General features: G+C 61.0%; 19 protein-coding genes. 5 read left to right on the forward strand and 14 right to left on the reverse strand.

The genetic code is table 11. The annotated features are described in order from the left end of the window. Positions 1-15: 15 nt before the first annotated feature. Together B097_RS0102940 and B097_RS0102945 are read right to left on the reverse strand one after the other, a co-directional pair. Positions 16-1,602, reverse strand: coding sequence for a YPDG domain-containing protein (locus tag B097_RS0102940; RefSeq protein WP_147287077.1), 1,587 nt, complete (start codon positions 1,600-1,602; stop codon positions 16-18). Positions 1,603-1,752: 150 nt separating this feature from the next. Further along, entirely contained in the window at positions 1,753-3,042 is a 1,290-nt protein-coding gene (locus B097_RS0102945) for an adenylosuccinate synthase (protein WP_026254261.1), read from the reverse strand. A 71-nt stretch (positions 3,043-3,113) separates the two neighbouring features. Between B097_RS0102945 and B097_RS0102950 the strand changes: the two genes are divergently transcribed. From B097_RS0102950 to B097_RS0102970, 5 genes are all read left to right on the forward strand, one after another. After that, the gene (locus tag B097_RS0102950) at positions 3,114-4,052 is read left to right on the forward strand and encodes a hypothetical protein (protein ID WP_018581053.1); all 939 of its coding nucleotides are present in this window, start codon (positions 3,114-3,116) and stop codon (positions 4,050-4,052) included. A 394-nt stretch (positions 4,053-4,446) separates the two neighbouring features. Beyond that, positions 4,447-5,265 (forward strand): DUF2382 domain-containing protein, encoded by an 819-nt coding sequence (locus tag B097_RS0102955; protein ID WP_018581054.1) that lies wholly within the window; start codon positions 4,447-4,449, stop codon positions 5,263-5,265. A gap of 157 nt (positions 5,266-5,422) precedes the next feature. Then, positions 5,423-5,896 (forward strand): PRC-barrel domain-containing protein, encoded by a 474-nt coding sequence (locus tag B097_RS12370; protein ID WP_018581055.1) that lies wholly within the window; start codon positions 5,423-5,425, stop codon positions 5,894-5,896. A 105-nt stretch (positions 5,897-6,001) separates the two neighbouring features. Further along, positions 6,002-6,424 carry a PRC-barrel domain-containing protein gene (locus tag B097_RS12375; protein WP_018581056.1) on the forward strand — a complete coding sequence of 141 codons (423 nt, stop codon included), beginning with the start codon at positions 6,002-6,004 and terminating at the stop codon, positions 6,422-6,424. Between the two features lie 27 nt (positions 6,425-6,451). Next, positions 6,452-7,216: a PRC and DUF2382 domain-containing protein gene (locus B097_RS0102970; protein WP_018581057.1), complete on the forward strand. Its 765-nt coding sequence runs from the start codon at positions 6,452-6,454 to the stop codon at positions 7,214-7,216. Here B097_RS0102970 and B097_RS0102975 read toward each other — a convergent pair whose 3' ends face one another. The 12 genes from B097_RS0102975 to B097_RS0103030 all read right to left on the reverse strand — a co-directional run. After that, the gene (locus B097_RS0102975) at positions 7,217-8,386 is read right to left on the reverse strand and encodes an FUSC family protein (RefSeq protein ID WP_026254262.1); all 1,170 of its coding nucleotides are present in this window, start codon (positions 8,384-8,386) and stop codon (positions 7,217-7,219) included. Between the two features lie 9 nt (positions 8,387-8,395). Then, entirely contained in the window at positions 8,396-9,574 is a 1,179-nt protein-coding gene (locus tag B097_RS0102980; RefSeq protein ID WP_018581059.1) for a hypothetical protein, read from the reverse strand. A 99-nt stretch (positions 9,575-9,673) separates the two neighbouring features. Then, positions 9,674-10,708 carry a class II fructose-bisphosphate aldolase gene (gene fbaA / locus B097_RS0102985; RefSeq protein WP_018581060.1) on the reverse strand — a complete coding sequence of 345 codons (1,035 nt, stop codon included), beginning with the start codon at positions 10,706-10,708 and terminating at the stop codon, positions 9,674-9,676. A 111-nt stretch (positions 10,709-10,819) separates the two neighbouring features. Continuing rightward, complete coding sequence (locus B097_RS0102990; protein ID WP_018581061.1) at positions 10,820-12,001, reverse strand: glycoside hydrolase family 76 protein; 1,182 nt, start codon at positions 11,999-12,001, stop codon at positions 10,820-10,822. Positions 12,002-12,044: 43 nt separating this feature from the next. Beyond that, positions 12,045-12,701: a TrmH family RNA methyltransferase gene (locus B097_RS0102995; RefSeq protein WP_018581062.1), complete on the reverse strand. Its 657-nt coding sequence runs from the start codon at positions 12,699-12,701 to the stop codon at positions 12,045-12,047. Continuing rightward, a complete protein-coding gene (gene pyrE / locus B097_RS0103000) occupies positions 12,694-13,248 on the reverse strand; it encodes an orotate phosphoribosyltransferase (protein WP_018581063.1) in 555 nt (184 codons plus the stop codon). Before pyrE ends, B097_RS0102995 begins: the two co-directional genes overlap by 8 nt. Positions 13,249-13,258: 10 nt before the next feature. Beyond that, positions 13,259-14,458 (reverse strand): type III secretion system chaperone family protein, encoded by a 1,200-nt coding sequence (locus B097_RS0103005; RefSeq protein WP_018581064.1) that lies wholly within the window; start codon positions 14,456-14,458, stop codon positions 13,259-13,261. Between the two features lie 89 nt (positions 14,459-14,547). After that, positions 14,548-15,387 (reverse strand): sulfurtransferase, encoded by an 840-nt coding sequence (locus tag B097_RS0103010; RefSeq protein WP_018581065.1) that lies wholly within the window; start codon positions 15,385-15,387, stop codon positions 14,548-14,550. A gap of 19 nt (positions 15,388-15,406) precedes the next feature. Continuing rightward, positions 15,407-15,826: a DUF4265 domain-containing protein gene (locus B097_RS0103015; RefSeq protein ID WP_018581066.1), complete on the reverse strand. Its 420-nt coding sequence runs from the start codon at positions 15,824-15,826 to the stop codon at positions 15,407-15,409. 36 nt (positions 15,827-15,862) lie between these two features. Further along, entirely contained in the window at positions 15,863-18,412 is a 2,550-nt protein-coding gene (gene clpB / locus B097_RS0103020) for an ATP-dependent chaperone ClpB (RefSeq protein ID WP_018581067.1), read from the reverse strand. Positions 18,413-18,724: 312 nt separating this feature from the next. Beyond that, positions 18,725-20,185, reverse strand: a complete 1,461-nt coding sequence (locus tag B097_RS0103025) for a SpaA isopeptide-forming pilin-related protein (protein WP_018581068.1) — start codon at positions 20,183-20,185, stop codon at positions 18,725-18,727. A gap of 61 nt (positions 20,186-20,246) precedes the next feature. After that, positions 20,247-20,498 (reverse strand): helix-turn-helix domain-containing protein (locus tag B097_RS0103030; RefSeq protein WP_026254263.1); only part of this gene is annotated, 252 nt, incomplete at its 5' end.

Genomic DNA, 20,498 nt, shown 5'->3' on the forward strand with positions numbered 1-20,498 from the left:
ATCGCTTAACGACGATTACTCCTGCGAGGAGGAACCAGCTGGAGTCTCGTTGCGCTGAATTCCTTCTGACCCGTAGGTGTTTCCTGAAGAGCCCTGCAGCGAAGAGGTGGCCTGCAGTGGGTCGTCTGGGGTGCAGGCATCGTAGATCATGGTGCCGGCGAGTACGCCCATCGCGACCATCGTGACGCCGATCGCCGCATCAGCTGCGTAGGGGGCCACTTCGCGCAGCTTCGCGTTGAAGCGCAGCGCATAATCGGCTGCCTCGCGGTCGAAGATGCCGAGGTCCATCTGCAGCTTGTTGTTGTTGGCGATGAACCAGGCATCGATCTCATCCACCAGCGTCTTCAGGCCGGGGATGTTGATCTGGGTCGCTAAGCCCAGCGGGATCAGAGCCAGCAGCGGAAGGCCGTAGTTGACCACGCTCTGCACGCACTTTTCCCTGTCGACCTGCGGGGTATCGTCCGGGCGGGAATCAATGAGCTCAGCAATCTCCTCGCCCAGACCCATATCGGCGGGTTTGACGGTGATATTAACGGTCTCGGTCTGCTCAGTGCCATCGGTGAAGATGAACTTGACGTCGACGGTGTAATTGCCCGGCGCGGTCTCTGGATCGGTGACGATCTCCATCGCACCGGTCTTCCTGTCCACCTTCACGGTCGACCCCTCGGGGAGGGTGTTTCCAGCCTCTTTGAACTCCGTCCGCTGTGGCGCTTCATTCTTTTCGACGACATCGGTGGTCGCATCGTCGAAAAGCGGCGCGTCTACGTAAATGGGCGCACCTGCTGGGCCGGCCACATCCTCGTAGCCGCCGACCCACCGCTCCTCGTCCTTAGGCGTTTCGACGACGCCTGGGACCTCGATGTGGTCGGTGGTGCCGTCGTCCTGGGGTTGAGAAACCCTGAAATTGCACATGCGGACGTACGTGTGGGTCCGCTTCGCGGTGTAGGTCTGGCTGACGGCCACGGTGCGTGCTTCTTGAAGATTAGGGGGCGCAATGCGGATTCCCGCGTCCCGCCCGTGAGCACTCTCGCCCGTCTTGGACGCTTTGATGCCTACGCGCGAAATCGAGTTCGTTCGGTGGTTCATCTCTAACGCGCCGTACTTCATCGAGGTCTCGAGGATCTCGGTTTTACTGCCCTGGCCCAGGGAGAGCTCAACGGAGTGCTTGCTCACGTCGAAGTCAGTCTCGGACATATCAAACGCGTACACACCCTGCTGGCCCAGTCGGCTGTGTGTTTTCGTGACGTAGTAGTCCGACCAGGAGCCATTGGTCTTCTGGTAACGCAGGTAGATCGGGGTGCCCTCTGGAACAGCTACGTTGATCTGGTCGCTCTGGCGGGCGGTGCCAGAGACCATGTTTTTAAATTCGTCTGCGCTTAAGTCAAACTCTGAAGCGATCTCAGGGTTCTCCGCAATCAAGTCCGCCTTGATGGCGGTGTCCTGAGGAGTGCCGGCGGATCGCGTCTGCGCCTGCGCGGCGGGGAGGCTACCGCCTAGTGGGGAATCCGGGACTACGGTCCCTGCACTAAAAGCCAAAGAAAAGGCAAGTGCGGCCGTTGCCACAGTTCTTCTCCGGCGACGACGTGGAGTGGAGGGAATCACGGTTCTCTACCTTTCGCTGTGCACATATCACATATCAAGAAAACCTTAACAGGAATGGCGGTTATATTCACCGCTTCCTTAAAAACGCAGGCAATTTCCAGATGATAGTACAGCTTTCAGCGAAAAAGATGCATCGCACCTAAGAGAAACTTAGCGATCCATCACGTCGTGGCGCACGATGGTCTGGTCGCGGCCAGGCCCCACACCGATATAGCTCATCGGGGCACCGGACAACTCTTCCAAACGCAGCACGTAGTCCTGGGCCTTCTGTGGCAGCTCCTCGAAGGTGCGGCACCCAGTGATGTCCTCGTCCCATGCCGGCATGGTTTCGAAAATCGGCTCAGCGTGGTGGAAGTCGGTCTGGGTCAGTGGCATCTCGTCGAAACGCTTCCCGTCCACGTCGTAGGCCACGCAGATAGGGATCTCGCCGATGCCGGTGAGCACGTCCAGCTTGGTCAGGAAGTAATCGGTGAAGCCGTTGACGCGCGCGGCGTAGCGGGCGATCACGGCGTCGTACCAGCCGCAGCGGCGCTTGCGCCCAGTGTTCACGCCGACCTCGCCACCGGTGGTCTGCAGGTACTCGCCCCACTTATCGAAAAGCTCGGTGGGGAACGGTCCAGCACCCACGCGCGTGGTGTAGGCCTTAATGATGCCCAAAGTTGCGGTGATCTTGGTCGGGCCGATGCCCGCGCCCACGCACGCGCCACCCGCGGTCGGGTTCGAAGAAGTAACAAAGGGGTAGGTGCCGTGGTCGACGTCCAGCATGGTGGCCTGGCCGCCTTCCATCAGCACGTGCTTGCCCTCGTCGAGGGCCTTGTTCAGGACGTACTCAGAATCGATGACCATGGGCTTGAGGCGGTCCGCGTAGCCCAGGAAATATTGCACCATCTCTTCTGGGTCGATGGCCTTGCGGTTGTACATCTTCACCAGCATCTGGTTTTTCACGTCCAGTGCGGATTCGATCTTCTGGCGCAGGATGGATTCGTCGAAAATGTCCTGCACGCGCAGACCCACGCGCCCTACCTTGTCAGCGTAGGTGGGGCCGATGCCGCGGCCTGTGGTGCCGATGGCCCGCTTGCCCAGGAAGCGTTCCTGCACCCGGTCGAGGGTCTGGTGGTAGGGCGCGACGAGGTGCGCGTTGGCGGAAATGCGCAGGCGGGAGGCATCGGCGCCGCGGGCTTCCAGTCCGTCGATTTCCTCGAATAGCGCCTCAAGGTTGATCACCACGCCATTGCCCAGGATTGGGGTGGCGTTTTCGGAGAGCACTCCGGCGGGAAGCAGCTTCAGTTCGTATTTCTCACCGCCTACAACGACGGTGTGCCCGGCGTTGTTGCCGCCGTTGGGTTTAACAACGTAGTCGACCAATCCGCCCAGGATATCGGTCGCTTTGCCCTTGCCTTCGTCGCCCCACTGGGCGCCTACGATGACAATCGCAGCCATGGTGATCACTTCCGATCATTCGATGAACTCATGCCGGGCTTATTGTACTAGGCAGGCTAGGATCTACCGACATGCGCCTGATCTTGCTTTCCTGCGTGCCCGCCGGCCACACGCACCCCACGGGTGCAGAGAATATGGACGTGGTTCAGCTGCCAGAAGTCCCGTCGCGCAAGGACTTAAGCTTCCTTGATTCGCTTGCCGACGAAGTCCTGCCCCATGATCCCACGCCCTCACTGGATGAGATTGCCGCGCAACCCGATGTGGCCCACATGGGTACCCCGCAACCGGCGCCGCAGCCCATTGAGAACCCTGTGCGCGTCATCGTCCACGGCAGCGACGCCGCTCTCTCAGCCGTTCTTACCCGCATGATGCGCGCCGACTACATGTGGATGCAGATCGCCTATATCCCCACCGACTTCTCCTCCCCCGCCGCCATCAACTGGGGCCTCACCAGCGATAACGCGTGGGATACCGCGCTGCGCGGCAACGTCCGGCCTGTACCCACGATCCGCACTGACACCTCCACTGTCGTCGCTGGCTCTGCGACGTTGACGCGTTTTTCGCTTGACGACGAGGGCCCGGCCGCCGGTGGGGTTGGCGAATATATCGGTGAGATTGTGGTGGATTCGGACGTTCTTATCCACCGCGAGGATGATGGCGATTCTGCGAAGTTCTTCGGACAATTCGGTGCGCGGTTGGTGCCGATGACTGATGCGCCTGGCATCGTTGCTGCCCCTTTGGTGACTCCGCGGGAAAGTCAGGGGCGTTCGTCGTCACGCGATCCGCAGCAGCTGCAGGCCTGGTCGACCACGCCTGGGCTGCGCTGGCGGACGCGGAATCAGGCGGTAGCGAAAAATCGTGTGGATGGTTCACGCATGCTGACGGGGCGTGCGGTGCAGTCCGGGGGCCTTGATATTTTGATCACGATCGATGGGGTGCCGCACCCGCGGCCGGTGAAGCGTGTGACGTTCTATCGGCACCTGCGTGACATGCAAGCGGTTCGCCCTTAAAGTCGCTTCCGACGACACCCACTACTCGGATTTTTACGAAAAGCAAATAAAGTGACCCACATCACATAAGCCCTTTTTTCTACATTTTGATCCAGCGGGTTCACAGCTAACCCTACGGTTCCCCCGTCCATTACGTCTTTCTTATATGGCACAACACTGCAGGTCACAGGGACTGTTCGGGCAATTCGCGCGCAATGATAACGGAAGTTGGGGATTTTTGCAGCGAATTTCTTGGACGAGCGTTGGATTTAATCTCTGGTCCCGGCACGGGTGACCGGATTTTCCTTATCGTTGATGGTGTTCCGCCACGCAGTCAGAACGCACAGCGACAGTGGCACTGCAACACAGTGGCGGAGAGAGAATTTATTCATCAATCATTACAAGGAGTTAGAACATGACGAACCCTAACCAGACCTACCGCATTGAAGACCTTGCAAAGGCTACCGCTTACGACAACGACGGTGACAAGCTCGGCTCTGTCAAGGATGTCTACATCAACGACGCAACCGGCCAGCCAGACTTCGTCGATGTTAACCACGGCCTGTTCAACATGAACGACTCCATCGTCCCACTGCGTGGCCACACCCTGCGCGACGGCGAACTGCACCTCGCATTCTCCAAGGACCGCATCAAGGACGCACCTGAGCTCGGCGAGAACGGTCACCTGACCAACGAGGACCAGGACGCTTTCTACCGCCACTACGGCCTTGAGAACGTTGAGAACACCGCACGCTACGGCGTCGCAAACGAAAACGCTGGCCGCCACGCAGCAGAAGAGCGCAACGCTGCTGCAGGCGCTGCAGCTGGCACCGCTGGTACCGCTGGCGACGACGCAACCATGGTCCGCTCCGAGGAGCGCCTGAACGTCGACAAGGAGCGCCAGGCAACCGGCCGCGTCTCCCTGCGCAAGTACGTCGAGCACGACACCGAGACCGTTGAGGTCCCAGTCGAGCGCGAAGAGGTCCGCGTTGAGCGTGAGCCAATCTCCGAAGCCGAGGCAGCTAACCTGCGCGGCCAGGATCTGGGCAACGATGAGGCTTCCCTCACCCTGCACGAGGAGAAGGTTAACGTCTCCAAGGAATCCGTCCCAGTAGAGAAGGTCTCCCTGGATAAGGAAACCGTGCGCGACACCGAGACCGTGAGCGAAGATGTTGCTAAGGAACGCATCGAGGCTGACGGCGTCGACAACGCAAACAAGCGCGATCGTCGCTAAGCCCCTCTGGCTTGAAGAAGTACCCCCGGGCCTGGCTACCATCCAGCCTCCCCGGGGGTTTCCCCTGCTATACCCAGGTTGTGGGTGGTGTGGGCCGGCAGTGTTGCCGGGAAAATCGCTAAGGTGGGGCTCACCCCCTACTTATGAAGGAGAAATTATGACCGACTCTCAAAAGACAAATGATCTGCTCAATGCCACGGCATTCGACGCCGACGGTGACAAGCTAGGCTCCGTCAACGACGTCTTCATCAATGACCGCGACGGCGAACCTGACTTCGTCGACGTCCACCACGGACTGTTCGGGCGCAAGAGCTCCCTGGTCCCGCTGCGCGGCCACACCCTGCGCGACGGTGAACTGCACCTCGCGTTCGAGAAGGACCGTATTAAGGACGCGCCGGAATTCGGCGAGAGCGGCCACCTCTCCGCGACTGACCGCGATAGCCTCTACCGCCACTACAACCTGAACACCTTGGAAGAGCTGACCCGCGACCAGGAGGCCCGCCCGGCGCAGGCACGCACCGGCGCGAAGCGTGGCCTCGGCGGCACGGACCTTGACGATAGCCACGCCGACGCAGACCGCGAACGCATTGAGGCGATCGGCGAGGCGGACACCAAGGCAGACGATAAATAAACCAGTCACGCCTTAGGCCTGACGCATCCCACCGCTTCGGGTCACCGCAGCGGTGGGTTTTTTATCCCTACCGACAGTAGGCCGACAGTAGAAAGGACCGCCCCCATGACAGACTCATTCCCCATCGACGACCTCGCCAACGCCATTGCCTATGACTCCACTGGCGACAAGATCGGCGCCATCAACGAGATCTACGTGAACGAACGCACCGGCCAGCCTAACTTCGTGGCAGTCAACACCAGCATGTCCGGCCTGGTCGATTCCATCGTCCCCCTGCGCGGCCACACGCTACGCGACGGGGAACTACACCTGGCCTTCGAGCGCGACCGGATCGAAGACGCCCCCTTGTTGGACACCAGCGGCTACCTCACCACCGAGGAGCAGGACGCGTTCTACCGCCACTACGGCCTCGACGCCGTGCAGGACCGCACCACCTACACCACCGGCGAGCCCGCCGAGCTTAACGACGACAACGCCGCGCAGAACGACGACGGCATCCGCCTGCGCCGCTGGCAACCCCAGGCCTAATCCCCACCCCATTAAAGGAGCACCCCAGTGAATTCCGCAGACACTCCCCGCGAGCAACAGATCACCGACCTGAGCAACGCCACCGCCTACGACGCCAACGGCGACAAGATCGGCTCCGTCAGCGACGTGTTCATCAATGACGCCACCGGCCGCCCCGATTTCATCGAGGTGAACACCGGGCTGTTCGGCACGGGCAGCTCATTGGTCCCACTGACCGGCCATTCCCTCCGCGAAGGCGAGATCCACCTGCCGTTTGCTAAGGAGCGCATCCAGGACGCGCCCAACGTGCAGGACCCGACCGCGCTGTCCGTCGACGAGAAGGAGGCCTACCTGCGCTACTACGGGCTTGCAGAACCCGCGGCAGAGGTTGCGGCGGGGACGGGCGATCGTCGAGAAGCACACGCCCCTGCCGACGCAGCACTGATCCGTTCAGAGGAACGCCTGAATGTGAGCAAGCGACGCCGCCCGGCGGAGCGCGTTGTACTGCGCAAGTACGTCGTAGAGGAAACGCAGACCATCGAGGTTCCCGTGCGACGCGAGGAATACCGCATTGAGCGCGAACCCATCACCGACGACGCCGTCGCAGGCTCCGGCGACGCAAGCTCCGGTGGCGGAGAGGATCGTGTCGACGAGGAGTCAGCCTCGCTGGTCATCTACGAGGAGCGCGTGAAAATCGAGAAGGAGATCGTGCCGGTTGAGCGCGTCACCCTTTGCAAGGAGATCGTGCGCGACACGGCCACCGTCAGCGAAGACGTGGCGAAGGAGCGCATCGAGGCGGAAGAGACCCGCTAGCTAGTCGTCCCAGAGCTCCGGCGGGTAGGCGGGCGTGTCCGAGGTCGGCGAAAGCACAGCGACCGCGGACGCCCGCGACATTCCGCAAATCTGCAGCAAGTCGACGATGATCGAGCGCGACTGGGCCAGCACCACGTAGCCGCTAAGCACCGTGTCCTCGTCGACCACATCCATCGACGCCTCCGCGCCCAGCTTGCGCAGCTGGTTGACCAGGATCGGGATCTCGGTGGCCTGGTTGACGTCCGTGCCTACCTCATAGACTTCGGACAGGTCAAGGGTGTACTTGGCAAGTGCATCGATGATTTCCAGCTGGCGTTCGCTTACCTGGTCCTCATCTTGGACCAGCACGAGGGCCCGCCGCGCAAGCACCCGCACGTTGCGCACCACGTTGTCCACCGGCACGACGGTGCGCCTCAAGGACCGCACGTATCGACGAGAACTCCACAGGAACGGGGAAATTTGGGCGGACTCCGACCCTGAGCGGGTGGCTTTGAGCATCGCGTCGACGTCACTCTGGGTGCCGCGGATGGCTTGCAGGGCGCCCTCGATCAGCTCGGGGTCTTTTTTGCGTAGGCCTTCGGCCACGTCGTCAAGCACCGATGAGGCGATCCCCAACAGTTTGGAGAGTTCGTGGCGCGCAGAGACCAGCGGCGAAGACGGCAGCAGCGCGATCGTGAGCAAACCAATCGATGAGCCGATGATGGCATCGATCGTGCGGTCGATGCCCGAGGTGGCGGACTCCGGTGTCATGATCGTCGCAATCAAAATGGAGCCGATGGCCACCTGGTTGTTCACCAGCACTGAGCCGCTGAGGAAGGACGCGATCAACAAACTTCCGGCGACCGCCACCGCGATCTGCCATCCGCCAGCCCCCAAGCTGCCGAACAGGAGGTCGCCGACCAGCACGCCCAGCACGCAGCCAAAGGACATCTCGAGGGCGCGCTGGATGCGGTCGCCGCCCGAAAAGCCCAGCACGATAATGACGGAAATTGGGGCGAAGAAGGGCAGGTGGTGGCCAACAACCTCGCTGGCCACCCAGTACGCTAAGCCGGCGGCGAGTGCCGATTGCAGGATGGGGAAAAATCTTTTCCGCAGCCGCAACACCCGGGACTGCAGTGATTGGTCGACCGCTTTGAGGCGGTCGCGCGTGCTCATACGTTGTTTTGCCATCTCGGTGCACTACCTTATATCAGCATCAATGGTGGCCTTAGCCGTCGCGATTTCAGGCGGCCGCGACACGGACAGTGTCAGCTGGTACAACTCCTGCTCGGAGGCACCGAGAATCGGGACGTCATCGCCGACCTCTATTTCGGGAAGGCACGGGGCCGTGTAGTCAATCGACACGTCGATCCTGTCGTGCGGGCCCACCCACAGGTCCGAAGAGAAGTCGCTGCTTAGCGGGAAGAGTTGATCAACAAGCATCCGCCTCGTCGGTACGTGCCCACCCGTTGGATTGGTCAGGGAAGGCTCCAACTGTTTCGAGGTGGCCGCGCGTTGTTCTTGTTCACCGCCGGGTGTGGTCACCGTGGTCACGGCCCGGGCTGCCCGGCCCAGGTCACGCCATGTGCGCCCCTGTTCTGCCCAGGCCGCAGGCGCCTCGACTTCGCTGGTATCAAACTGCAGTTGATAGCCCCATGCCCCCGACATGCCCGGGTCTTTCATCTCCTTCTGCGAGGTCACGGAATAGTTGCACAGCCCGGCACCGTTATCTCCGCCCGTCATCACAAATTTCTCGTGGGTGGTGTCCAGTGCGCGGTCGACGACCCGCCCGACCTCAATCGACGCCTCCGCCTCAAAAGAAGTGGCACGCTCGCTCACTGTCGCCGGGACGGACAGGCGAATCTCATCCGGGGACGCGTATTCCCGCGGGACGAAGGGGAAGCCGAAGTCGCTAAACTGGGGGTGGTTTGAGTTGGTGCGCACCAACCCCTCCACCGGGTCCCAGGCCCTGCCGAACAACGCCACCCAACACCCCGGGGTGCGCCCCGGTTCTATTTCTACGTGGTGGACAGTGCCACCAGCCCAGCTGATGTCCTCGGCTGTGGGCGCCCGATCAAAGGGCACGTCCGGGTCCTCGCACACCACCAAGGTGGCCCAGGTCTGCGCGGTCCAGCCGCCCCGGTCCTCCTTCGGCATGCCGGGCTGAAAAGTGAAGTCATAGGCCGTCGCTTGCCCGGGCGTGAGCGGTCCGCGCACATTCGCCTTGGCTGCGGGCTTGAGTGCGCCCAACTCTTCCTCGCCGATGATATTCCAGCCCGGGACCACTTCTTGTTCGTCCGGTTGCGCCCCCGAGGACGGCAGGGCCACAGCCCCTGCCGCCACCACCGCGACTACCGCTAACGCTTTATGACGAAACATACTTCTCACTGTACTGGCAGAAAGCTACCCAAGAAAGAAACCGGCCTCCCCGCCAACAGTGGGCGGGAAGACCGGTTCAGTGCTTCCGTTGGGTCTTCCTTACTTGGAAACGGTCTTGCCTGAAGAGTGCAGGTCGTTACATGCCTCGATGACGCGCTCAGACATGGACTGCTCAGCCTTCTTCATGTAGGAACGTGGGTCATAGACCTTCTTGTTGCCCACTTCGCCGTCGATCTTCAGCACACCGTCGTAGTTTTCGAACATGTGGGAGACAACCGGGCGGGTGAACGCGTACTGGGTGTCCGTGTCCACGTTCATCTTGATGGTGCCGTAGGACAGCGCCTCTTCGATCTTCTCCTTCTCGGAGCCGGAGCCGCCGTGGAAGACGAAGTCAAATGGCTGCGAGCCTGGCTCAAGACCCAGCTTCTCCACTGCGGTCTCCTGGCCCATCTTCAGCACCTCTGGCTTCAGCTTCACGTTGCCTGGCTTGTACACGCCGTGCACGTTGCCGAAGGTTGCTGCCAGCAGGTAGCGACCGTTCTCGCCGGTGCCGATGGCATCGATGGTCTTCTCGAAGTCTTCCTTGGTGGTGTAGAGGTTAGCGCCGGCCTTTGCCTCAACGCCGTCCTCTTCGCCACCGACGACACCGATCTCAATCTCCAAGATGATGTTCGCCTTGTGTGCCTTTTCCAGCAGTTCCTGGGCGATCTCGAGGTTCTCGTCGATGGGGACTGCGGATCCATCCCACATGTGGGACTGGAACAGCGGCAGCTCGCCGCGGTCCACGCGCTCCTGGGAGATCTGGATCAAAGGACGCACGTACTCGTCCAAGACCTCCTTCTGGCAGTGGTCAGTGTGCAGTGCGACGTTGATGCCGTAGTGCTTCGCGGCCTCGTGTGCGAAAGCAGCCAGGGCCTGGGCGCCAGCGACCTTGTTCTTCACGGCCAAGCCAGAGCCGAACTCAGCACCGCCGGTGGAGAACTGGATGATGCCGTCCGACTCCGCCTCAGCGAAGCCCTTCAGCGCAGCATTGATGGTCTCAGACGAGGTGCAGTTGATGGCTGGGAAGGCATAGCCACCCGCCTTCGCCCTGTCGAGCATTTCGTTGTAGACCTCGGGAGTTGCGATAGGCATATGCTTTGATTTCCTCCATTTTCGCGAAATTGGGATACACCCCCAGTATGCCCTCTTTTCGCGACGTATGCCCGCCAATCCGCAAAGTGATACCTACGCCATAGTTGTGGCCTACTTCTGGCCCTCCACGCGTGCGGCGGCTTCGAGCAACATCCACCCGGATAGTTGCACGGACAAGTCGCGTTCGTCGATACGCACCAGCCCGATCGCCTCGCTGACAGTGGACGGGCCCATGCCGTAGTTGTGCGGCAGGCGGGCGTCCTTCGTCCAGTCAGAGGAGAACACGGGCAGCCCGTCGACCTCGAGGCGGTGGTTCCACACAGATTCCGCACTGGCCAGCACTAAACGACGAGCGACCTTGCGCGTGGCGATATTTGTTGGGGAATCTGCAGGCAGCCGCACCGCAATATCGGCCAAGTAGCGGGCGAGGATGCCTTTGAACAGGCCGCCATCGCCGTCGCCACCACCCAAGATCACGGACTGTGGTGAGGCCATGTGCAGCGCAATCGACTGCACGAGGGAGCGGATGTGGGTGACGTACTGCATGGAATCGCTGGCGGAATCGGCCTCGTCGTAGGAGTCGATCGCCTCGTCGCCACTTAAACCCGCGGCCTCACGCAGCGCCAGCACGATCTCCAGCGACGCCCCCAACAGAACGCCCTGGTTGTAGGTGTACTGCGCTGTGACCAGCTCGGGGCCGTGCATGCGCATCCGCACCCCGTCCATGACAAGGCCGTTGTCCGCGATCAGATTGTCGTAGATCCAGTCCACGATCTGGCGGGCTTGGTCGACGCGCCCCGTGCGCGCCATCATGATGGCCGAAGGCCCATTGGAGGGCACGTTGAAAAACGTCTCACCGCTGCGCCACGGCAACACGCCCGTCACGGAATCAATACCGGCCAGCAGGTTGAATTCCAGGCTATCTAGCTGCTTGCCGCGCTTGAACTTGTCCAGCTGCGCGACCCGGTCCAAGGCCAGCGCCATCCACGCCTTGTCGTCGTAGTAGCGGTTGTTCTTCAGCTTGCCCAGGTTGCGGATCTTGATGCCGCGGATGGTGTGCCCGATGCGCTTGCGGCGGGTTTTTGTGTCGCGGCGCAGCGTGGCGTCGACCTGGCAGTCCAGGTAGTGTGCCTGCCACCAGTAGTGCCAGTGGATGAAGAGGCGTTCCTTGTTGGTGGGCGGCCAGCTGACCATGGCTAGGTTGGTGCGCGGGATCCCCCACAAACGGGTGGCATGGCGCTCGGTGATGGCTGCTTCAGCTAGATCGGCGCGGTGCGCCCACGTCTCTGGCACGGTTCTCCTTGCTGCTGGATACTGAACAGTCTATCCATATGTTTTAGGACCACGAATGTTTCAGGTCCGCATGCTGACGAATCCACGTATGCATCGCAATCCCGGCAGCGACACCAGCGTTGATCGAGCGAGTTGACCCGAACTGGGCAATCGAGCACGTCATCACCGCGGCCCCCTGTGCCTCGGCGGTGACCCCCGGCCCTTCTTGACCAAACACCAGCATACATTTCTCAGGCAGTGAAGCGGTTTCCAGCGGGATACTACCTGGCGTATTGTCGATGGCCACGATCGGCAAGTCCCGCTCCACACACCATTGCACCAGCTCAGCAATATCGGGATGGTGCTCTAGGTGCTGGTAGCGGTCGGTGACCATCGCCCCACGACGATTCCACCGCCGCCTGCCGACGATGTGTACCGTGTCCACCGCAAAAGCATTCGCGGTGCGCACCACCGTGCCAATATTGGCATCATTTTCGAAGTTTTCAATCGCGATGTGTAGCGGGTGCCGGCGCTGATCAATGTCCGCCACAATGGCCTCGCGCGTCCAGTACCGGTAGGCATCCACCACGTTCCGGGTGTCGCCTTCGCGCAAGAGTTCTTCGTCGTAACGCGGATCTGTCGGCCATTCACCGGCCCACGGTCCCACACCATGCCTGCCCTCGCCCCATTCGGTGGGGCCGGGCTGCTCGTCGTTAAGCAAGCCCAAGATCCTCCAGGCCAAGCAGGTAGCGGTACTCCAGCCCGGCGTCGGCCAGGACGGTGTCCGCACCTGTCGCGCGATCCACCACAGTGGCCACCGCGACGACCTCCGCACCCTCTTCGCGCACGGCCTCCACCGCGGTGAGCGGCGAATTGCCCGTGGTCGTTGTGTCTTCCACGACGAGCACGCGCTTGCCGACGATCGACGGGCCCTCCACGCGGCGCTGCATGCCGTGCTTCTTGGCTTCCTTGCGTACGACGAAGGCATCCACCGGGGAGCCGTCCGCATGCATGACGGCGGCTGCGACCGGGTCCGCGCCCAAGGTCAGGCCGCCGACGGCGATGTAATCCAAGTCCGCGGTGAGCTCGCGCAGCAGCTGCCCAATCAGGCGCGATGCCTTGTGGTGCAGCGTGGCACGGCGCAGGTCAACGTAGTAATCGGCTTCTTTGCCCGAGGACAGCGTCAACTTCCCATGCACAACCGCTAGTTCTTTGACCAGCTCCGCTAGTTCGGCCTTCGCCTTGTGATCGATCTGTGTTTCAGCCATGCGATCAATACTAGTCGGTGGAGGTGTCGGTGCGGTCGTCGAAAATGCTTGGGGGTTTCTGCTCGCGGGTGGCGCGGGTGCCGTCGTTCTGGATGGGCTTGTCGTGGCCGTCGGCGATCGCCTCCACCTCATCCGCGCCCAGCGAACGGGGTTCCATCACACCGCGCACCGCGCCCGTCATGCGCGTGGGCAGTTCCAATGGCTCCTCCGGCCGCACCACATGGGGGACGATATCCTCCGCGGCTTCCTCCTGAGGCTCCGGGGCGATGCTAACCGGCTCCCCCATCTCACGCGTGGGGTACTCAAACTCGAGCTTCTGCCACGTCTGCGGGGGCAGGACGCGTGCTGCATCGGCCAACAGCCCGAGTGGGGCCAGCATCGCGTCCCAGTCCTCCGGGGTGGAGCCGCGTTCCGTTTGCGCCAGCGCCCAGTCGCTTTCGAACCACACGGCGGTGACCGCTTCTGGCAGGTTTTCCAGGGCGGTGACCACGCGGTCATCGATCATGCGTTCCGCCGGGCCGACATCCGTGGCATAGATGGTGAAGCCCTCGATGCTCATGACTTCGAGCAGGTCACTGGAGGCTGAGGCGTGGAATCCCTCGCGTCGCATATCGACGACCACATCGCTGACCACACCAGTGCGCATGGCCATCGTATTGATGCCGCCAAGATCCATGAGCAGCATCTCGTGCCCGTAGACGAATCCCTGCACGATATCTTTTGCAGCCGCGCCCGAGGCGGCTGCCCCGCGGGACCATTCGTCAATCAGGTACTCGTCGCTGCGGCGGAACTCGAACTCGCGCTGCTCTGCCCACCCGCGCCGTTCACGGCGCGTTGAGCCTGGAAGCTGCAGGCCGGAGCGCCGCATGGGGCGCGGTGCGGGCTTGGGCTCGGGAGCAGGCTCTGGCTCGGGTTCTGGAGCGGGCTCCGGATCCGGTTCGGGCGCTGGAGCTGGCTCAGGTTCCAGCTCTGGTTCCGGAGCGGGTTCGGGTTCCGGAGCCGGCTCAAATTCTGGCTCCGGTTCGCGTTCGGGCTCGACAGAGCCCTCGTCGTGAAGCACCGGCTCAGCAGGCTCGGCCGGCTGGGCAGGCTGGGCAGGCTCAGCAGACCGAGCCTGCCGGGCCTGCCGGGCCTGCTTTTGGCCTAGGTACAACAAAACGCCCGCTCCGATTAGAGCGAGCACTGCAATAATAAGCGCTAAGTATGCCATCAGTAGAAACTCTAGTGCCTGAAGCGCCCTGGGGCATGAACCGCGCAACATAACCTTGAGCGCGGTTCGGCCGGGCAGACACGGGCGGGCTAGATGTTGCGGGCGACCTTGTTCTCCACGTTGGCGGCCCACTGGGACCAGCCCTCCACATAGTGGGTGATGATCGGCAGTCCAGCATGTGCCATCACGGCAAGCAACGACGAGGAGTGGTTACCCGAACCGGAGTAGGTAATCACGGATGCAGGATCGGTGTTTTGGGTGATGCCGAACTCCGCAAACTTGTCGCGGATCTCGTCTTCGGGCTTCACACGCATCTGGTCGTCGAAGAGGTCCGGCATAGGGATATTTACTGCCCCTGGGATGTGGCCGGACTTCAGGTCGAGGATCTCGCGGCGGCCAGCGAAGCGGGACTCATTGCGGGCGTCGAGAAGCATGCCGTCGAATTCGCGTACGTCCTGCATCGTCGCGGTAGGAAGGGTGTTCGGCTGGACCTCCATGTCCGAGCCCACGACGATGTTGCCGGGGCCGGCGATGGTGTCATAACCACGGCGGTCCCATTCGCGCAGGCCACCGTCGAGGATGCGCACGTCTTCCACGCCCGCCCAACGCAGAGTCCACCACGCGCGTGCCGCATAGACGTTATTGCCTTCGTCGTAGACGACGACAGGGCGGTCCTTCTCCAGGCCCCACTCGCGGAAGGATTCTTCGAGGTTTTCCACCGGTGGCATGGGGTTGCGCCCCGCCCCGGAGCCCGGGAGGCCCGCTAGGGAGAAGGCCACGTGGCAGAAAACGGAGGTGGGAATGTGGTGCGACTGGAACTTAGCGGCCGCGCCACCTTCCTTCGGGCTCCACAGGGAAGCCAGGATGGTCAGCTTCTTGCCGTTGCGGATGTAATCGTTGAGGGTGTCTGCTGAAATGAAGACGTTCATAGCACCAAGTGTAAGTGCTTTAAGCTGTTCCCGCCGTATACCCAGGAGCTACTTGGATCACGCCTTCGTCGACAAGCGATTCAAGCCACTCCTGGATCCCTTCCTGCGGGCAGTCCGCGCCGATCGAGGCGGCGAGCATGCCACCCGGGCCGATCTCGACGCGGCATCCGAAGGCCAGCAAGGTGCCGGCGATGTCATCGGGGCCGTTGGGCAGGATGCGCACCGTCGAGGCACCACCACGGACCACGACCTGGTTGACGTGGTACTGGCCGCCGACGCGGACGCATTCGACGATGTCTCCTACCGCCAAAGTGGTATCCACAAACGGCACGCTTGCCACAACGAAGTGGCCGCCGCCGAGATCATGTGCTGCAAGCTCCTCATTATTGATGCCGGGGATGGGCACCCGGGTCACGATGGTCGTGGTCGGCGAAGTCATTCCACCATCGTAGCCCGGTGCCGCCATCTTTCGGGTTTAGGCGCTGATGGACAGTGCCTCTCCCCCGTCCTCAACATCGACGTGGACCGTGTCCCCATCGACGACATCACCGGCCAGCAACTTCTTGGCCAGGCGATCGCCGATGGCCTGCTGGATGAGGCGACGCAGCGGACGCGCACCGTAGTCCGGGTCATAACCGCGATCAGCCAACCAGGACTTCGCAGAGTCCGAGACCTTCAAGGTCAAGCGACGTTCTGCGAGGCGGTCCTGCAGGTCACCGATCTGGATATCGACGATGCCACGCAGCAGCTCCTGCGAGAGCGGCTCGAAGATCACCACATCGTCGAGGCGGTTGATGAACTCCGGCTTGAAGGTGTGCTTGACGGCGTCCATCATCTGCTCGCGGGTGCCACCGGCACCCAGGTTGGAGGTGAGGATGATCACCGTGTTGCGGAAGTCCACGGTGCGACCCTGCCCGTCGGTGAGACGGCCATCGTCAAGCACCTGCAGCAGCACATCGAAGACGTCCGGGTGCGCCTTTTCCACCTCGTCGAAAAGCACGAGGGTGTAAGGGCGGCGCCGGACAGCCTCGGTGAGCTGGCCGCCGGTCTCATAACCGACGTATCCCGGAGGGGCACCGACGAGACGGGCCACGGAGTGCTTCTCTCCGTACTCCGACATGTCGATGCGCACCATGGCGCGCTCATCGTCGAAGAGGAACTCCGCGAGTGCCTTCGCTAGCTCGGTCTTGCCCACGCCGGTGGGACCGAGGAAGAGGAAGGAACCTGTCGGACGGTTCGGGTCCGCGACACCTGCACGGGAGCGGCGTACCGCATCGGAGACTGCTTGGACTGCTTCCTTCTGGCCGACGACGCGGTTGCCCAGCACGGATTCCATGTTGAGCAGCTTTTCGGTTTCGCCCTGCATCATCTTTCCGGCCGGAATACCCGTCCACGCCGATACAACATCCGCGATGGTCTCCGGGGTGACTTCTTCTTCCAGCATGTGGCCTTCGGCGTCAGAGGCCGACTCGGCCTTCTCAAGCTCCGCCTCAAGTTCAGGGATACGCCCATAGCGCAGCTCGGAGACGCGCCCGTAGTCGCCTTCGCGCTCAGCGATCTCCGATTCCTGGCGCAGCTGATCCAGCTCCTCGCGGGCTGCCTGCACCTTGTCGATCGCGCTCTTCTCATTCGCCCACCGGGCCTGGAGCTGGGAGAGTTTCTCGCGCTCGTCGGCAAGATCCTGGCGTAGCTGCTCGAGGCGTTCCTTGGAGGCCTCATCGGTCTCCTTCTCTAAGGCGATCTCCTCGATCTCGAGGCGGCGCACCACGCGCTCTAGCTCATCGATCTCCTGCGGCGAGGAGTCAATCTCCATGCGCAGGCGCGAGCCGGCCTCATCAACCAAGTCAATGGCCTTATCGGGAAGGAAGCGGTTGGTGATGTAACGGTTCGACAACTCCGAGGCCGCCACCAGGGCGGAGTCCTGGATCCGGATGCCGTGGTGCACTTCGTAGCGTTCCTTCAGGCCACGCAGGATGCCGATGGTGTCCTCCACCGAGGGCTCACCGACGTAGACCTGCTGGAAACGGCGCTCCAGGGCGGCGTCCTTCTCGATGTACTGACGGTACTCATCCAGGGTGGTTGCGCCAACAAGGCGCAGTTCACCGCGGGCAAGCATCGGCTTGATCATGTTTCCAGCGTCCATTGCGCCCTCGCCGGACGCGCCGGCGCCGACGATGGTGTGTAGCTCATCAATAAACGTGATGATCTGGCCGTCCGAATCCTTGATCTCCTCCAGAACTGCCTTGAGGCGTTCCTCAAATTCGCCGCGGAACTTCGCGCCCGCGACCATGGAGGACAGGTCCAGGGACAGCAGCGTCTTACCCTTCAGCGATTCTGGAACGTCGCCGGCAACGATACGCCGGGCCAAGCCTTCGACGATCGCCGTCTTGCCGACGCCAGGTTCGCCAATAAGCACGGGGTTGTTCTTCGTGCGGCGGCTGAGTACCTGAACAACGCGGCGGATCTCAGAGTCGCGCCCGATAACTGGGTCAATCTTGCCCTCGCGGGCCCTCGCAGTGAGGTCCGTAGAGTATTTCTCTAAGGCCTGGAATTCTGCCTCCGGCTCCTGCGTGGTCACCTTTCGGTTGCCACGCACTGAGGGGAAAGCGGCCGTGATGGCCTCATAAGTAGCGCCGCGCTTGGTCAATAATTCAGAAGCATCCGAGGTGACCTTCGCCAGCCCGGCTAGCAGCACCTCAGTGGAGACATATTCGTCACCCAATTCGCCGGCCAGTTCTTGGGCGGCGGTGAGGGCGTTGAGTGCCTCTCGGTTGAAGTTGGGGTTAGCCATGTTCGCCCCGGACGCCGTCGGGTAGGAGTCCGCTAAATCGCGGGCTTCTCCTGCGACGGTCTCTGCATCCACACCGGTCGCTTTAAGGACTGGTGCTGCGACCCCGTCTTCTTGTTCTAAAATTGCGGCGAGCAGGTGCGCCGGACGGATATCCGGGTTACCCTTCGCCGAGGCGGTCTGCAATGCGGACTGCAGTGCCTCTTGTGTTTTAGCTGTGGGACTAAACGAGCTCATGAGTGCTCAATTCCTTTCGTCTATTTTTCTTTGTCACTAATACCAACGCTACCAAAGTTGATAATGTTCCACTCAAGGCAAAAAAGATTGAGCACAATAGACTCAAGGCAGTTCCGTGCCCAGTGTTCTCCAAAGGCAGAGACCCCGTTAGTTGGACTGAGAAAACCAGTTTCCAACTAACGGGGAGCAGTTCAATAACTGTGTCCGGCAGTGCGGTCTAAGCATAGTTCGGAAGCTCAGGACCGCATGCAACTACGGGCGGTCACCATTGCGGAGGCCTGCCTTGACGACAAGTCCACCCATCACACCTCCTTAAACCCGGGTGAAACGTCGGCGAGAGGGATGAGCAGCAGAACCACCCAATATGACTATCAATGCGCCCATGACGACCAATGAGTACACACCTGGGCCACCCGTTTTAGGTAATTCAGGTTGCTCAACGTTCATGACCGTCATCGAGACACCGTACGCATCACCAGGTTCTACTACTTGCTGCGCGTTCAGATCATCGGCAGCAAGTACGACCCCAGATTCAGACGGCTGTTCCAGCAGCTTGAGTTCAACGTTTCCGTTCTCACCCAGCTCTATCCTGAAACGAATCGGCTGGGTCAATAACGCATAACCCGCCGGGGCTTTCGTCTCGACGAGGATATAGTCGCGACCGAATTCCAATCCGTCCGCTGAATAGCCGGTCTCCGGATTCGGCGTGATGTCGGCGACCTTGTCGCCAAAACCATCGGGTCTTTCTACATCAGCCTCGTACAGGGCAAACTCAGCACCATCCAACCGTGCTACGTTCCCGCGACCGTCGGCATCACTAACTTTGAACAACGCTAGAGATGCTTTGTCTGGTGCCGTCGAGTTGGCGAATCTACAGGTCACAAACTCCAGCTCGGAATCATTTGGAATCGTGATATCAGCTGTCCGCTCAGCCCTATCATTGATCTCCGACAGTTGTTCGGTGGGGACTTCTTTCCCGTTCGGATCCCAAGTGGGGCCTTCTACACACTTGAGAGTTGTCTTATACCCAGCGCTTATGCCTGAGTCAGCAGAGCCATTTCCATTGCGAAAAGTTTCAAAAACTGTGTATTTCTCACCCGGCTTAACATAATTAAACGCAACTTGGACTTGAAGACCCGTTGCTGGCGACGATGCCTTTACAGGAGGGCTCAGATAGTTTCTCCCCGAGGGGGCGAGACCACCTGTTGAAAAAGTCCCAAGTTCAAACTGGTCGTCAGCATTTACTCGGTCACCGCGTACTTCCTTTTCGACCCGCAGAATCATCTCGCGAAATGGGCCGGAATCGTATATAGAAGTCGCACCCCAGAGTGGGACATTTGGTTCGACCTCTCCGTAGGCAGTGCCGCGAACCTTGGCCGGAAGTGGGGAACCATCAATATCGTAGGTGCCATCATCCCGTTGAACTAAACGGGACCACACTAGACCGGAATTCGCATAATCATCGTGGGTTCCTCCAGTTTGTGTTGACAAAATATAGTCACCAAACCGGCCCATCCCATACGTCGGACGGGGAAACTGTCCTAAAACTTCCGCCGTTGCTTCACGCCCGGCTGCTGGGTTTCCTGGCTCTATTGCCTGCCACCTAACCAAGTAAGAACGAGAGCCAGATTCGAGCTGATCGGTAGTGCCTGCACCGTACAGGCTACCGTCGGCCCCGACGAAGAAGTCACCGGCGGAAGTCAACTGTCCTGTCAGTGGCCTGTTGGGGAGTTTAGGCCATTTAAGGTCCATCTCTATTACATCAGTATCCATCTCACATGTCGCATTTTTTGAATACTCTTCGATACAACGGTTGCGATGCTCCTATATTGTGTCAAGCGCTTTTCAGAAATTTTTCGTAGGCCGATGCTAATTCCGTCAACGGACGTTTTCCAGTCTCGATGTCACTGATCCTCGCCGGGGCACACCCCAAATGCTTCGCTACAACCACCTGGGTGAGATGCTTCGCGATACGCAGTTCTTTCAACTCATCCCGACGAAGATCCCTGGGCTGTGGCGTACTGCGCCTGGTGCATATGACCCGGTAGATCTCCCGGACGATCGCGCGCTTCAGGCAGCGAATAAT

It is taken from the genome of Corynebacterium pilosum DSM 20521 = CIP 103422, from assembly GCF_000373805.1.
Taxonomy (GTDB): Bacteria; Actinomycetota; Actinomycetes; order Mycobacteriales; family Mycobacteriaceae; genus Corynebacterium; species Corynebacterium pilosum.